The organism is Paenibacillus sp. FSL R7-0272 (assembly GCF_037969905.1).
Classification (GTDB): domain Bacteria; phylum Bacillota; class Bacilli; order Paenibacillales; family Paenibacillaceae; genus Paenibacillus; species Paenibacillus polysaccharolyticus.
In genome coordinates this window covers 4,601,033-4,615,951 of the sequence record NZ_CP150221.1, presented here as the reverse complement: position 1 = coordinate 4,615,951, position 14,919 = coordinate 4,601,033, and the positions used below count along the sequence as shown (strand labels likewise).

At 39.4% G+C, this 14,919-nt stretch carries 10 protein-coding genes; 3 read left to right on the top strand and 7 right to left on the bottom strand.

Features of this window, described 5'->3' with window-relative positions; all coding sequences use genetic code 11:
- Positions 1–480: 480 nt before the first annotated feature.
- A complete protein-coding gene (locus tag MKY23_RS20440; protein ID WP_339831794.1) occupies positions 481–2,493 on the bottom strand; it encodes a DUF927 domain-containing protein in 2,013 nt (670 codons plus the stop codon).
- An 877-nt stretch (positions 2,494–3,370) separates the two neighbouring features.
- Between MKY23_RS20440 and MKY23_RS20435 the strand changes: the two genes are divergently transcribed.
- The 3 genes from MKY23_RS20435 (at position 3,371) to MKY23_RS20425 (ending at position 6,775) form a co-directional block, all read left to right on the top strand.
- Positions 3,371–4,504: a tyrosine-type recombinase/integrase gene (locus MKY23_RS20435; RefSeq protein ID WP_339831792.1), complete on the top strand. Its 1,134-nt coding sequence runs from the start codon at positions 3,371–3,373 to the stop codon at positions 4,502–4,504.
- Between the two features lie 128 nt (positions 4,505–4,632).
- A complete protein-coding gene (locus MKY23_RS20430) occupies positions 4,633–5,907 on the top strand; it encodes an S-layer homology domain-containing protein (protein ID WP_339831790.1) in 1,275 nt (424 codons plus the stop codon).
- Positions 5,908–6,070: 163 nt separating this feature from the next.
- Positions 6,071–6,775 carry a hypothetical protein gene (locus MKY23_RS20425; RefSeq protein ID WP_339831788.1) on the top strand — a complete coding sequence of 235 codons (705 nt, stop codon included), beginning with the start codon at positions 6,071–6,073 and terminating at the stop codon, positions 6,773–6,775.
- A 173-nt stretch (positions 6,776–6,948) separates the two neighbouring features.
- Here the strand turns inward: MKY23_RS20425 and MKY23_RS20420 are convergent, their stop codons facing one another.
- The 6 genes from MKY23_RS20420 to MKY23_RS20395 form a co-directional block, all read right to left on the bottom strand.
- Complete coding sequence (locus MKY23_RS20420) at positions 6,949–7,899, bottom strand: caspase family protein (protein WP_339831786.1); 951 nt, start codon at positions 7,897–7,899, stop codon at positions 6,949–6,951.
- A gap of 10 nt (positions 7,900–7,909) precedes the next feature.
- Positions 7,910–8,323, bottom strand: a complete 414-nt coding sequence (locus MKY23_RS20415) for a TIR domain-containing protein (protein WP_339831784.1) — start codon at positions 8,321–8,323, stop codon at positions 7,910–7,912.
- A gap of 92 nt (positions 8,324–8,415) precedes the next feature.
- Positions 8,416–9,228, bottom strand: a complete 813-nt coding sequence (locus MKY23_RS20410; protein WP_339831782.1) for a hypothetical protein — start codon at positions 9,226–9,228, stop codon at positions 8,416–8,418.
- A gap of 395 nt (positions 9,229–9,623) precedes the next feature.
- Positions 9,624–12,491 (bottom strand): helicase-related protein, encoded by a 2,868-nt coding sequence (locus tag MKY23_RS20405; protein WP_339831779.1) that lies wholly within the window; start codon positions 12,489–12,491, stop codon positions 9,624–9,626.
- 458 nt (positions 12,492–12,949) lie between these two features.
- Positions 12,950–13,786, bottom strand: a complete 837-nt coding sequence (locus tag MKY23_RS20400) for a sulfurtransferase (protein ID WP_339831777.1) — start codon at positions 13,784–13,786, stop codon at positions 12,950–12,952.
- Between the two features lie 34 nt (positions 13,787–13,820).
- Entirely contained in the window at positions 13,821–14,765 is a 945-nt protein-coding gene (locus MKY23_RS20395; RefSeq protein ID WP_090915032.1) for a DMT family transporter, read from the bottom strand.
- Positions 14,766–14,919: the final 154 nt, after the last annotated feature.

Here is a 14,919-nt window from a genome sequence, read left to right as displayed (position 1 = left end):
GGGAGTACCCTACCCTAGTGAACCAAAATCCGATAAAAACAAAACAAAAATAAAAAAATAAATATATCATCCTCCCAGTCTCCCACACTCTGTACAATTTTCAACGACCTTTTCTAGTGTTAGCATGTTTTTGTTTCTGTTGTGCATTTCTTTTGGGGGAATGGGAGGACGGATAAGCTGTGCCCCGTTCCTCACAAGCTTCAACCAACCTCTCCTATGCCCCCCAGCTTTTTCGTCTCCCACGAATTTGTCGTCTTGTGGGAGGTAGAAATACCAAGATACTTTGCTGCTTTACTTGTAGTCTTTAAGTCAATAATTGATAATTACTGTAGTAAGCTTCATCTTATGAAACTAGTCAACGGACTTATTGTTCGTTTTTTACTGATTTATCTGGCGTAAATAAGAAAGGGCTCCTTCGCATCAAGCGAAACAGGAGCCCTTTATAGTTAAGTGATCTAAATTTTAAATGGTGTTAATATTCTATTGGTTCTGATCAATAAGATTTTGCGCATCTTCTAGATAAATGAATGTACAATAAGGTTTGGTTTTTGTATTACCGGCTTGATTCAATGAGCATTTGTAACTGTTAACTTTGGAAATCCTCCCACCGCCTTTATTACTTGTGGATGTGCGGATAACGTCATACGTTGCCCAAGAAGAAATTACATTATTAGATACATATCCCCACGTATTAAGAAGGTTATTTAATTCATTGGTCACAATCATAAGGCAGGTAATTTGCTTTCCATCCCTTTTATAGGGAGAAAATTTTCCGTATTGAGTATGGTTGGGGTTGTTTGCTGTGAAATGCTTGTTTTGATTAGTTGTGGCATAGGCAATTACAGCCTCCAATGCTTGGATATTCTTATTTCTCTCTGTACAAATCTCTTTCAAATAATTATTAGTATATTCACATATGCGCTTAATTTCTTCATCATCTAGAGAGGACAATCCAAATTTGTCAGAAAGACATTGCAGAACGACATGCATGCTTGCCAAATACTTTGCATAGGAATTATATCTTTCATGGTCAAACATGATGTGTTGGCAGTCAGCTCTGTATAGTGCAATACACTCCTCGAATCGTTTCTCAATAACTTCTTTGTTTTCCAGCACATAATCAACGAAAAGATCAAGTGTGAGTCCGTAAGACATATTCAGCAATTTTCCAAGTCGGTCTTGCCAATCTTTTAACTTCTCAGGTTGATTCATAAGTGTTTCCAATATACGGTCGATGGGAAGGGGGAGAACACGTCGAGTAAGCCCGTCCATATGAACCATTGATAAAATAGATGTTTCACCAGTGGATATAATAATGGAAGTTGTATTCTTATCTTCTCTTGAAGTTCCATCTTTATTGGCCTTTACCCCAAGCGAAGAGTTAAAAGCAGTATAGATAGCTTTCTGCAAAGTTTCTTTAGTCTGGATCTGAGAGTCATCGAAAAATACAGGATGACTACTATGGGGGCGGATGCTTGCCAAAATTCCCGCATCTGTGGCGCCAACCCATGTCTGCATCAAAGGAGATTTTTCCTCAGATTTTCCAATCGGATTCATCGCAGTATACTGTAAAAGGTTTTTCCCCTTGCCCTTAGCCCCATAAATATCAAGTATTAAATAGCTTGAAGAGGCGAATCTACCGCTCATTAGCGCATTAATATACGAGCTTAAATAAATTGCAATGGACAGAGGATTGTCTTTAAGTTGTTCGAGTATTTGTTCCAAATTCTGTTTAGCATCGTCTCCTTTTGTTACATAGCCCTTTTTAATCATGATTTGTGCTTTATCATCAGCAATACGAACATAACAATCTTTTCGACGTGGGCTAATGAAACTGGTCTTGTCTTCATTCCAGCCAATAAAATCATATTGATCATAGCTTGGTATGAGGCGATGATTTAGTTCCTTATACGCAGAAATGTATTTCATAAGTTTTTCAAATTCACCTTTTTGGAAGGGGAGTCCGTTTGAAATACATGTTTCCTCAAATTCTTTAGTCACCCGATACAACTCTGTGTCGGCTACCTGCAGAAGGACCCATCTTTCAGAATTATCGTTATAATAACTAATAATGGTTTGGGGAGCGAGTTTGACATTGACAACTTCAAAGTGAGAGCCTGAATACGGAGTACTCCCAAAGAAATTATGAATGTGTAGACCGATTTGTTTTGCTTTATTTAAATTGAATTCAGGAATGAGACATGCCTTGTTTCCTGGGAAGGTTCGATGATGAAAATACATGAAATCATTAACTGCATCAGGACTAATTGATGGAGCGTGAATCAGATCGACAACGATTATTTCTTCTGTTTTGTCAGGAAACATTCCCATAATGGCCTCAATTATTGAACTACGTTCAGTCCGATGCGAAGGAATTCCTTCTGTTCTTTGATATTTTGCAGAATCGTTAAGAGAAATGATAGCTTCTTGAAGATGATCATTATAATTGGTGTTTCCTCTAACGTTATTGCTATACATTTGTAGATACTTCATTAATATACCTCCTGTAATTGGGAGGCGTCCATCTCTACACTCCAATAATTGACAGAAATCATATTGGCGTATTTTAATAAAAATATGAAATGGTTCGCCTATTTTGATGTGTGGTCTGGACATTGATTGAAAATGTCCAGACCCTTTTTATGTTTTTTAAAGCTGACATCAAAAGAAGACAAAACACAAAAAAACCATGCCGAATGAAGTAATCGCAAACAAACTTTCATCTATCATTGAAAGTTTAATAAAAGCGATCAACATTCTTCAACATGGTTTACATTAAAAAAGATAAATTACATTCTAAGCAGAAAATATACATATACAGAGAAATTCTTATCTGCTCAAGCAGTATGACTGATGGCTTTGAAAAAGTCAAGAGTTTTTACGAGAATGTCTTCTCATCCATTCCTTAACCTCGTCAGGTCAAAGCTTGGGTGTCCTCCTGGGGATAGAAAGAATACGGGGAGTGCATATTTACAAAGCTTTTCATATTCCTTCAACTATTTTGAAAAAATTCATATAGTTGATTAGTTATGTCTCCATTACATTAACTGCCCGGTCGTGTACATGCTGATTCTAGGTGTATCCTCCTTTCTAAATTTATTTTATCATGTAAAAATATGTAAAAATAATTATTCTATTCGCATCTTTTCGCAGGATTAACAGTTTAACTTTGTAGATCAAAATATTTCTTATTACGTTAAAGAGAATGGTTTTTCTGGAAAAGTTAAACGGTGTTCAACCGGGTTGAACACCGTTTAACGAAGCAGGTGAGAAGAATGATGTAATCCTTCGCAAGATACAGGAAATCCCTTGGCGAGGATTTGTTCTCCATGTTTTACTTTTGGGGACAACTATGTAAGGAGGCATGATCATGCGAGGTTGTATCAGTAAAAGGAAAAATGGTACATATGCTTACACCATTGAGATGGGGAAACACCCGGAAACCGGTAAACGTCGGCAAAAAATGAAAGCAGGATTTGCTACACGGAAAGAGGCAGAAGCAGCACTGGCTCAGGCTTTAGCTGAAATAGGGAGAGGTAGCTATATTACTGAAACGAAGGAGACTGTTCAAGATTATTTTATCAAGTATCTTGATCTAAAGCGGCCCCAGCTACGTCCGGGCACAATTAAAACATACAAATGGCTGATTAACTATCATATCATTCCGAAGCTTGGTCAGATTCCGCTGGCCAAGCTTGCTCCACATCATTTGGTCGCTATGTACGAGAAGCTACGGATTGAAGCTGGTCTGTCGCCCCAGTCGATTAATCATGTCCACAAGGTGCTACATGACGGTTTAGCTACAGCAGTCCGGCATGAAATCCTGAATCGCAATGTGGCCGCACTAGTAAAGCCGCCGAAGATTCCAAAAACTAAAACGACTGTATGGACAAGTGAACAGCTTACTCAATTCTTGCAATACACCGAGCCGTATCGATATCATATGATTATTTTGTTTGCTGCCACTTGCGGATTACGTCGTGGAGAAGCTATCGCACTGAGATGGGACGATGTTGATTTGAAAGCTAGAACACTAACCGTAAAGCAATCCTACACCAGGGGAGAAAAGGGGCATATATTTCAGGAACCAAAGACTGCTTCCGGCATTCGAACCATGGCTATACCTGATGTAACTATGACCGCCTTGAAAAAGCAAAAAGTATTGCAGGCAGAGGACAAGTTGGCATCTGGTCCTAAATACAATGATCACGGGCTCATTTCTCAGACCAAACATGGTTTGCCAATCAGTCCTTATTATTTTGAAGCACGTTGGCTTGATTTGCTTAGGAGGTCAGGGCTTCCCAAAATCCGGTTCCACGATTTGCGTCACACCCATGCTTCATTGTTATTGAAGCAAAACGTGCATCCGAAGATTGTATCGGAGCGAATGGGGCATTCGTCGGTGGGGATTACTTTGGATCGTTACTCGCATACGTACGGTGTAGATTACGGAGCAGCGGAGCGGCTAAACGACTTGTTAACATATGAAAAGAAATCATTGTGATGCGAAAGGCCTGTTAGAACGAATGTTTGTGATCAATCCTACACATTAGATGTTGTGCTGGTTACTGCTTGGTGAGGAAATGTAACTCATAATGATCTATGTATAGACGATCAAACGGGGGTGAAGAGGTGAGTAAGCGAAATTATGGTGCTGGAAAACTCTTGTTGGCGCTGTTTACAGCGACTACACTATCGAGTGTATCCTATCCAGCAGTGCCTGTTGTGGCAAAAGTGGCCCAAGTAAGCACCAACTTTACGGATATCAAGGGCCATTGGGCTGAAACTTCTATTAAAAAAGCGGCTGGGCTTGGACTTGTAGAAGGATACACTGATGGCACATATAAGCCAGGTGCCAATGTTACACGATCTGAATTTGCGGCAATGCTTAGCAGAGCTACAAAGTACAAACCATCAAAAGTTAGCCAAGCATTTAGCGATGTACCACCTACAAACTGGGCATCAGAAGCAGTAAACAAAGTGACTGCGCTGGGGTTTGTGAACCGTGTAGATTATCCTAACGGATTTGTAGGCAACAAAGCCATGACGCGGATCGAACTTGCAAAATGGATGGCTAACGGACTGGCGGCGGCAGATTCAGAGTACAACAAGGCTCAAGGAGATGCAAAAGGTGATAAAGCCTTGATCCCAGTAGCTGAGTTTTTCAAAGGTACACTGAAAAAGTCTGACTACCCATTCGTTACGATTGCAATGGGCACGGGGATTATGACGGGGGATGCGGCAGGGAAGTTCAACGTAGAGGCTCCGACTACACGGGCTGAGGTAGCCACGATCTTGCTTCGTTACATGGAAGCAGAAGGCAAGAAAGCCACTGACTTTTATGGGTTGAACGAACTCCGTGAAGTAGCCAAAACCGGCACTAACTTAAATACATTTGGGAAAATGAAACTGTTGCATCCAATGAGCAACCAATATCAGAACGTGTACGACGCATTTGGTAAGGCACTGAAACTGAGAAGTGATGTAGCTACAGTCACAATGTCCAAGATGATCTTCGTGGATCCATACCCAGCCGATGGTAAAAAGAGCGTGTACGCTCCGATGTTCCATTCAGATGCTGATCCAATAGCAAAAACCATCTACCCAGACCGATATCGTGTATTTACAGAATACTCGTTCACGTCAAAAGCAGATAAGCTAGTACGTCTTGGGGTATTATCCGACCAAGGGTTGCCGATCCAGATTGGTAGACCCATCTTTGATACAAACATCGACAAATACGGTGCCAACTATTACAAACGTGACGGTACATCGGCGGCGTCTTATAACAAAGGACAGGGCGAGAAAAATATGTGGGCAGAAGCGTACACCACAAAAGCATCTGGAGAAGATATGACGGCCATGGAAACAGAAGACGGACGTAGACTGCTGATCCAAGTTAACTGACATAAGAAAGGCCTCTACAGCGATGTGGGGGCCTTTTGCTACTTTTAAAAGACTAAGTTTATAAAATTGGTAAGCAATTAATTAACGCATCTGAATTAATAATTTAGCAGGGAATCGGCGTCAATAAGAGAATAAATATATTTAATATACTAAGGAGGATCACATGGAAAATATTTTAAGTACAATAGTTTTTATTCTTCCAGGCTTTATGATGTACTTTTGGGTACAAATGATGGGGATAAATCCAGTTGTGAAGCATTCTGTCCCAGAATTCACGGCGATGGCGGCTATAGCATGGATCCCTGTTTCAGCTTTGACGATAGTATTAATGAACTTGTTTGCCAGTCCAGTTTATACAATTGAGGCTTTGTATGAAAAATCGAAAAACCTTTATTATTTGGTTCGGTTTACGGGGATAAGTGTAGTAGTGAGTTTTATACTAAGTTTATTGTATGCTAAATTCGGATATTCATCACAGGTTTGGATAATAAACAAAATAAGGATTTCTGTGAAGAAAACCGAACTTTCAAAGTCACCATCTGTATGGGAGGAAGTTTTTTTCAGTAATGATACTTTAGTTGTAGGTATATCCAAATATGGAAATGGTGCTCCTGAAGTTTATGGCTGCATTGATAGGGTTTCGAGACCGTTTGAGTCAAAGAGAGCAATGAGATTGATTTATATGGATTACGTGCAGAAAATAGTAGAAAGATACGAAGTGCCAGTAAAAGAAGTTTATACGGATGTTGATGCTGGTGTGCATATTTATATTTATGATTTAGAAGAATACAACAAGGCTGATATTGAAGAAAGGAAGAAGCCTGAGTATTACCAGACACCTTCCCGATCTAGTCGCACTACTTCTTAACCGGTGGCCTATTGACAGTTGATTTACTTCCAGAACGTGTTTGTCCAACATTTCGAGGGGGAGTAGGAACTGTTTTTTTACTCCCCGAATTATCAGGCATAGGCTTTCTAATCATTATTGTATTTTCCCTTTCCTTAGCTATTTATTAATTTTTTGTGATACATTCATGAATTCTATATTTTTCCTTCTTTAACTAGCCGCCAAAAATGGTAACCCAGTGCTGTTAATTTACATGATTTAGAATTCATCGCTGCATAGTACATGTGGTCTTCGCCCACAGGTTTAACTAAACCCTCTGCCACATATTTTTGTAAATGTTTAAACTTCTGAACATTTTCTGGATTAGCATCAGGGGTAGTATCCTCATAAGTTGGATCTAGATCGTGTTCTGACTGTGCATCTGTGAAATAGTCTGTGAGCTTTCTTAAAACATCAAAAGGAATTTGAGGAGGAACTGTTCTTATTCTGGTAAAACGTGAAACGTTAGTTTTAAACATAGGTCTTTGATCCCACGGGCCCAATGCTGCATCTACATAGGCATATAGGCCTCCGGGGGTTATATACCCTCGAATGTCCGCTGCTCCCCCGTAAAGTGCATCAATTAGCAGTGATGTAAACAAACCCTGTCCATTATTTTCCGTAGCTGATTCATAAGGCCGACAGGCTGTTAATATTGTCACACCATCATTTAGTTGAGTTGAATTGGAACCGTCAGTTGATGTACTTCCTAAAGTACCAGAGTGACAACAATCTAAAATTATAATTTTGTCTTTTGCCTTAGATTTATTAGCGAGTTTCAAGATTTCATCCATAGATATGCCTTCATCATAAGCATCATAGTCACTTGTCACAATGAAGCCACCGCTATCATTTATCAAACCATGCCCTGCAAAATAAAACAATGCTACGTCGCAGTCGCCAAGAAATAATTGATTCAAAGATTGACGCAAGTTTTGGCGAGTGACACCTAAAGGAGGGGACGTAATGGACATTATTGCGAAATTTGGCGATCCGTCAGCATTACGCTCTAATATTGTGCTCATTGTAGTAGCATCATTAACACAACCGCTTAAACTTGCATCCCCGTAATCATCAATGCCGACAATTAGAGCTTTTCTCATCATTATTATCTCCCTATCCTAATTCTCTAATTGCATTAGCAATAGATAAGCTGTTCCAACCGACAACCTTGTCAGCATTCTTTTTAACTTCAAGTGAAGTTCTTTCTGATCCCCAGGGTTCAATTGCTATGAGAGGTTTATTGAAATCTTTCTTACAAATTATAATTTCATGGTTCATCCATTTGCTGTATGTTGCATAGACGCCACACATCATAAGAACAACATTGCAATATTTAACTTGATTCTTTATTGCCGCATAAAGTTGTTGATCGTTTAGGGCATTATGAATAGGGTCGTCTTTGGGTACAGAGTAATCTTTGTATGCTAGACCTGACCTGTCTAGCATGGTAATTAATCTAGTGTAAGCGTCTCCATATGTCCAAGAATGACTGATAAAAATATTATAATGTTGTCTGTTTGTTAGCATCAGGTTGTTGCCTCCTTAACTATTTATCCTTCCAGTACCGGATATTAGCGAATACTGCATACTATTAATCGCGTTTCAATTTGGATTTATTCTTATCTTTTAGGTACTTTAAGTTCATAAAGACTATCTAAAGCAAAAGGTATTCTTTTAATTCCATTGCTCATTGGATAAGGATAGTAGAGCTCGTTCTGGGAATAAGTTTTTTTCCACGAAAAAAGATCTTTGTCAGAAAGAGGAATGAGATGATCAAGAGAAATCCTATAATTAATCTTCATTGAAGCTTCTGCACTCTTTTTCAACTCTGCATACTCTAAAAGTACATGGTGACGATGTTCTTTAATTGTTTTCTTCCTGATCAATTTCATCATCATCAATTCATAGAAAATCCAAGGAGATTTCGTTTTCTTCATAGCTTCATCGGTTGTTATGCTATTAGAAGTATTCAAGAAAACAATGCACTCTGTCTTATCCATCAATTGAGTTATAGCTGTCGATAGCATCATATGTACGTGGGCGGTTGATTTATTTCTTTCTTCGTATGAATAAGAGGAGGAATCTTTAATTTTGCAGAAATTGTTATCTATTTCTCTTAAAAGAACGTCAGCGTACCCCCATACGCAAGAATCCACAAAAACTTTCAAGTTAAATTCTATGCTAAGCCACCCGGCTAAAGATAGGGCTAATTTCTCATCTGTGTGGGAATGTGAGAGAAATATATCTACATCAACTTGGGGGAACCAATCATCTTGAATTAATGAACCATCAATGCTTTGATCTGCTTTGTTGATGTATTTATCCAATGATGCTTTGACCTTACTTTTGTGGGAATTTAATATTTTTTCGCCTTCCTCATAGTAGTTATCAGAGAAGGAACTATTTAAACTAAGATTGAAGCCTTCAAACATACGTATCCTCCGTTATTAGTTTTATTTATTGAAGAGAGGCCTGCTACAACAGAGTTGTTTCAGATAGATCTATTTCTATTATATTGCTGTGATTATAATAAAGTAAAGTGATAAAGGCATTATGGTTCAATTATTTGTTGTTTCGTGAAGATATTTGTTGGAATTTGATTTTCAAACTGTTATAAGAAGTTAGAGCTAGATTAGGATGGTTTAATCGCGCGAATATCACCCAACCTAACTCGTCACCATTTTAATTTACCTGAGCCCTAGTCCTTATTGCTTCGTTCATTTACCATAAATGTAAAAGTCCTAATGGAGCAAATTCACAGTTTGTCAAATAACTTAAAAAGCTTGCGACCTTCGTGATCTTTTTTTGATGCTTTACTTGTATCTGGTCAATCCAGAATTTTTAGGGTTACCGTATCTATTTTTTGAACTGACGAATGCACAACATGATCAGAGTTTAGCTTCACTCCGAATAATTCTCCAATAATATGAATGGTCCAATAATCCTTTGAATAGTAATGATAGTTATTAGGAGGCAGTTTCATATCATATTTATTCACCCAATAGCGCTGAGCATGCTTATTTCTGTGGTTCGGATACTCAGAAAAGACAAAATGCATAAACATTGACATATAGTTACGAATAGTGGATTGTTGATTATCAAAATCTATAAGATTTCTAGATAATCGATTGTATTCATTCACTTCGTCAAGCAAAGATGATTCCGAAACTTGTTCAATCATTTCTTTAGGAATTTCCTTATAATAATTTTTCTTAAAGTGTACTTTCATTTCTTCTGGTATCGATGATTGGTAAATGATATTTACCATCTGAGTTTTAATATTCTCAATGTTAGCAAAAATAGAATGATAAACGCTACCATTATTGCGGCCTGAATCCATTCGCTTACCAAAACTGCATACTTCTTTACGAGAAAAGTGATATAGCAACTTAAAATATTTAGAGGTTGTTATCACTGCCCCAAATATATTGTTGCTCTTATCGACATGATTAGATTTTATTAATATAAACTGCTTTGTTAACTCTTCATAACTCATTCCACGAACTTCGTTTTGAATGGCTGGATATGCTGGTGTTTGAATATTATGGAGTTGGCAAATTGCTTTTATAAACACATTCCCTGTATAGTTTTTGCGAGTACATAATCTATTACTTATATCGTCGTGTCCTCTAAGTATCTCCTCATTTGTTCTGCTAATATTCCCTACTAATCGCTCAAACTCCCTAAAGAATACAAAAAGAGGAAGCTTTGGTGCCCACCGATTAATGCTGGTTAAAATGATTTGCATATCAGCCTCTGTTAATTTCTGACCCATTTTTACCGCAAGCTCCTTAATAATTTCCTGACAATCAAATACAACCTTCTGATAAGACTGATTGACTGCGACAGGAAACACATAACTTAATTGATTGTTATCAAATTGTTTATAGAAAAAATAATCTAGCGCTTTTTTATACTGATTAAAACGATAATTAGGTGCCAGTTCTCGTTCGAATCTATTGCGATATTCCGCATAAGCATCACTTTCTCTAATGAACGCAGCTGCCTCTTTTATTGCATTCAAATCAGATAAGTTCTCGTGCAAATCTATAGTACTTCTATAAAAAATGTTGTCCCAAATTGCCGTTTCTGCTGCCACATCATATTTCTTTAGTAGCTCTTCAGCTAGTCTAGTTCCCTTTTCACTTAGCACATCAAATGTACTTAATACATCTTCAAGTGCTTTCTTGAAACGATCAATATTGTGGGGCTCATCGTTGAATTCAAAATCCTCAACTTGTTCATAAAGCGAAAATAAGAGCTGATACGTTGTATTTGAATCATCTTTAGTAACCTCATCGGTCTTAAGTGAAAAGTACAAATTCGCTATTTGCTCCTGACATTTAAGTGCGTCAGTGAAGAGTTCGCGTTGTTTCTGAAGGACGGAGGCTTCACTTAAATATGAAGTTAACGTCTTACGAGACAGCAGCGTATTTCGAGACGGTATAAATTTTAAAAGGTTATTCAAGGAAATAGAGATAGCTGTATAAAAGTTGGAATTATTACTATCGTAAAAATTTGTTGTTAATATGAAACAATTATAAATGGCTTCGTATTGTTTGCCCGATTTAGAAAGTCGGTCAATTCTGCCGTAGCGTTGCTCAATAGCGGAAGGGAAGGCAGGAATATGATAGTTAATCACATGATTATAGCCAGGTAAGTTGACACCCTGTTCTGCAATCTGATAACTAACAACAAGCACGGTCGGTAGTATGCTTTCTTTCGTTTTATTAGAATAATCTGCTAATTCATAGTTGTTACTTCCCGAAACAATAGCAAAGCTATTACCTGTTGTTTCTGCCCGGAATTCCATAAAATTGGCATCTTCTAGAGCCTGACGAAGTACTCTTGCTTCCTTCTCAATGAAACGTGTGAAAATAACAAAGCGGGCATCATGCTGTTCTTTCAAGCGTGACTCTAAAAATTCCACAGTTTGTTCTGCCTTTTGCTGCTGTGTAGTTTTGCTATCTTCGTATTTAATTCCTACTTCATGGATAATTGTTTCATGGCGCTTAATGGTCGTCTTATGAAACTCACTTATTTGCAAGGACTGAATTGTATCCTTGAAATAACGTGTAACTGGTGAAGTAATATCGAAGCTTGAACAAATGAGTGCATTTTTTTCCTTACCAATCGTTTCAATATTTTGAATCCAATTGTTTTGAATATCCTTTTGAGTCATACTTTTAGCGATATTAATATATGTTTGTAAGTCATATTTATTAGATTTAATAGGTGTTGCCGTTAAAAAAACAACTTTCTCAGCAACTAATTTTTCAAGGGCTATTCTTTTTTTTGTTTTATCTGTTAAGAATAAGTGTGCTTCGTCAATTATAATGAGTCCAAAAGCTTTGCCTGCGAGTTTCTCAATATGAGAATAATTGTTATTAATAATATGTACATGATGTGAATATCCCATATGTATAAATGGCAATTTTTGATACCAATCACCTAAGAACTGCCCCTGATGTTCACCTTCAGAGAGAGCTTTTGTAGTAATAATCAATACATCTTTATGATTTTGCTCGATATAATCAAGTGCGATTAAGCCGCTCGTAATGGTTTTGCCGCTTCCTACTTCATCAAATATGTATAAAACATCGTGTTGTTGTATGCGATCGCAGTTTACAAATTGTAATGGAAATAAATCAATTAATTCAGGATTAACAAATTCAAGCCAAGTACGTTTAACCAAGTAGACCACTCCTACAATTAGTTCATGAACCAAATTTTATATTTTTGTAATATACACTACGACACTATGCCAAAATAAATAAATCGAATACAAAGGGTTTATCCTTCGTTTTTACATTTTTGTCTTATTCCTCAGCGTTAGTCTTCTCTGAGCCTTGAATAAATTAATGTTGATCAGATGTTGATTGTGTTTGAATTATGTTGATTATGATCGGTAAAGCAGAAGCTTTCGCTGGATTTTCAACTGTTAATACTCCTCATTATACTAATTCTTATTGATAGAGAAGCATATACTATTAAATTGAAGAAAGTAAGATACCTTTGTTCGCCCGGTGTAATCACTTTCCTTGAACGAATGTTGATCTCTTGTTGACTTTGATGAACCAATACACCGCCCCAGGCATCAGCCTGCATGGCGGTGTATTGGTCTTTGAGATACTGTAGACTTGTACTCCGTACCTACTCTTCCCCCGTCGCCACCGGATTCTCCTCATAACTAATCCAGTCGCTCCAGCTCCCGGAATACAGCTTCACATTCGAGAATCCCGCTTCTTCCAGCGCAATCACATTTGGGCAGGCGGAGACACCTGAGCCACAATACACGATAATGGCATCATCTTTCCCCAGCTTCACGAACCGCTCCTCTAATGCCTCAACACCGGACCAGCGTCCATCTGCACCAAGCACTTCTTTCCAAAAATAATTCACTGCCCCCGGAATATGTCCGGCCTTCGCATCGATCGGTTCCTCCAGCCCCGCATAACGACGGGCATCGCGGGAGTCGATCAGCACGGCGCTGCCGCTTGCGGAAGCTTGTTGCACATCCGTAACGCTTGCGAGCATCTGTGGTTGCAGGTTCACGTCAAACGAAGACGGAATCTGTACCGGCACGTCCGTTGTCACCGGGAACTTGGCATTCTGCCAAGCCGAGAAACCTTCGTCCATGACATAAACTTGCTCATGTCCCAAGTAGCGAAGCAGCCACCATAAACGTGATGCGTTCATGCCGCCTTGATCATCATAGGCAATGATGCGACTATTGGAGCCGATGCCTGCTTTAGCGAGGTGGCTTGCGAGTGCAGCCGGATCAGGGAGTGGGTGGCGTCCGCCGTGCTCAGTGACCGGAGCGGAAAGATCCTTTTCCAGATCAAGATAGACAGCCCCCGGAATATGTCCGGCTTCATAAGCTTCACGTCCGGCATCGGGTTGACCGAGCAGGAAACGGCAATCTACGATAGCAACATCGGATTCGTACATTCTGGCGAGCAGCCAGCGCATGGATACTATATTTTTCATAACAACACACCGCCTTCATATGTAATGAATTTTTTTACACCGTCTTCGGTTCAACAGGAACTGGAGCGGCGATGGGCGCATCCGCTGGAATGGGCTGGGGTTTGGTTTTGCCATACCGAATGAAGATCCACACCCCGAACAGGATCACGACACCTGCCGACATTTGAAGTGTACTTAGTGCTTCGCCCAGCAGTACCCAGGCCAGCAAGGAGGAGAATACAGGCTCTCCGAGAACGCCCATAGATACCGTGGTCGCGTTCATATATTGCAACAACCAGTTGAAGAGGTAATGTCCAAAGATGGTAGGCACGATAGCCAGTAACAGGAAGATTCCCCACTCCGAAGCCGCGTAACCGCCGAACGGATGCCCCATGAACAGATTGTACACCGCGAACGTACAGGCAGCGACAAGAAACACCCAGAAATTATACGAGAATGCACTGAGACCTGTTCGCAAAAACTGACCCAGCAACATATGCACAGCCACTGCCATCGTGCCAAGTAATGATAAAATATCTCCCTGTAGCGCGGTGCCTGCCACCTGAAAATCTCCTGCACCGATAATGATCGACCCGAACAGCGCGATACCCATGCCAATGAGCATCATGCGGTTGATTTTGGCTTTGAACAGCCACACCGATCCGGCCAGAATCAGAATCGGCTCGAGAGCAAGGATGACGGTGGAACTGGCGACACTGGTTAATCTCAGTGATCCCATCCAGAGCAGGAAGTGTAGCGCAAGCATCACACCGGAAGCAAGTAACAAAACCCACTGACGAACATTCAGACGAAGCATCTCGTGCCTGTGTGGCCAAACGAAAGGCAGCATGAGCACATTAGTTAAAAACAGGCGATACATGGCAATGACCGCAACATCTGCGTCAGACCAGCGTACAAAAATAGAAGAGAAAGAAATGGCAATAATGCCGACAAAAAATAACAAATAGATGGATCTGCCGGCACGGTTCATGCTTGTCATAGGTGTAGCTCCTTCTTGTAAATAGATAACCTAAATCACCTCATTATACAGGAGAAGGTCAGTGCAGGGAAGACATCAGCAGGTAAAGATACTTCACCACGCAGCAGATGTCTTGATATATATAAATTGTTGTATGGACGCTGAAAAAATTGGA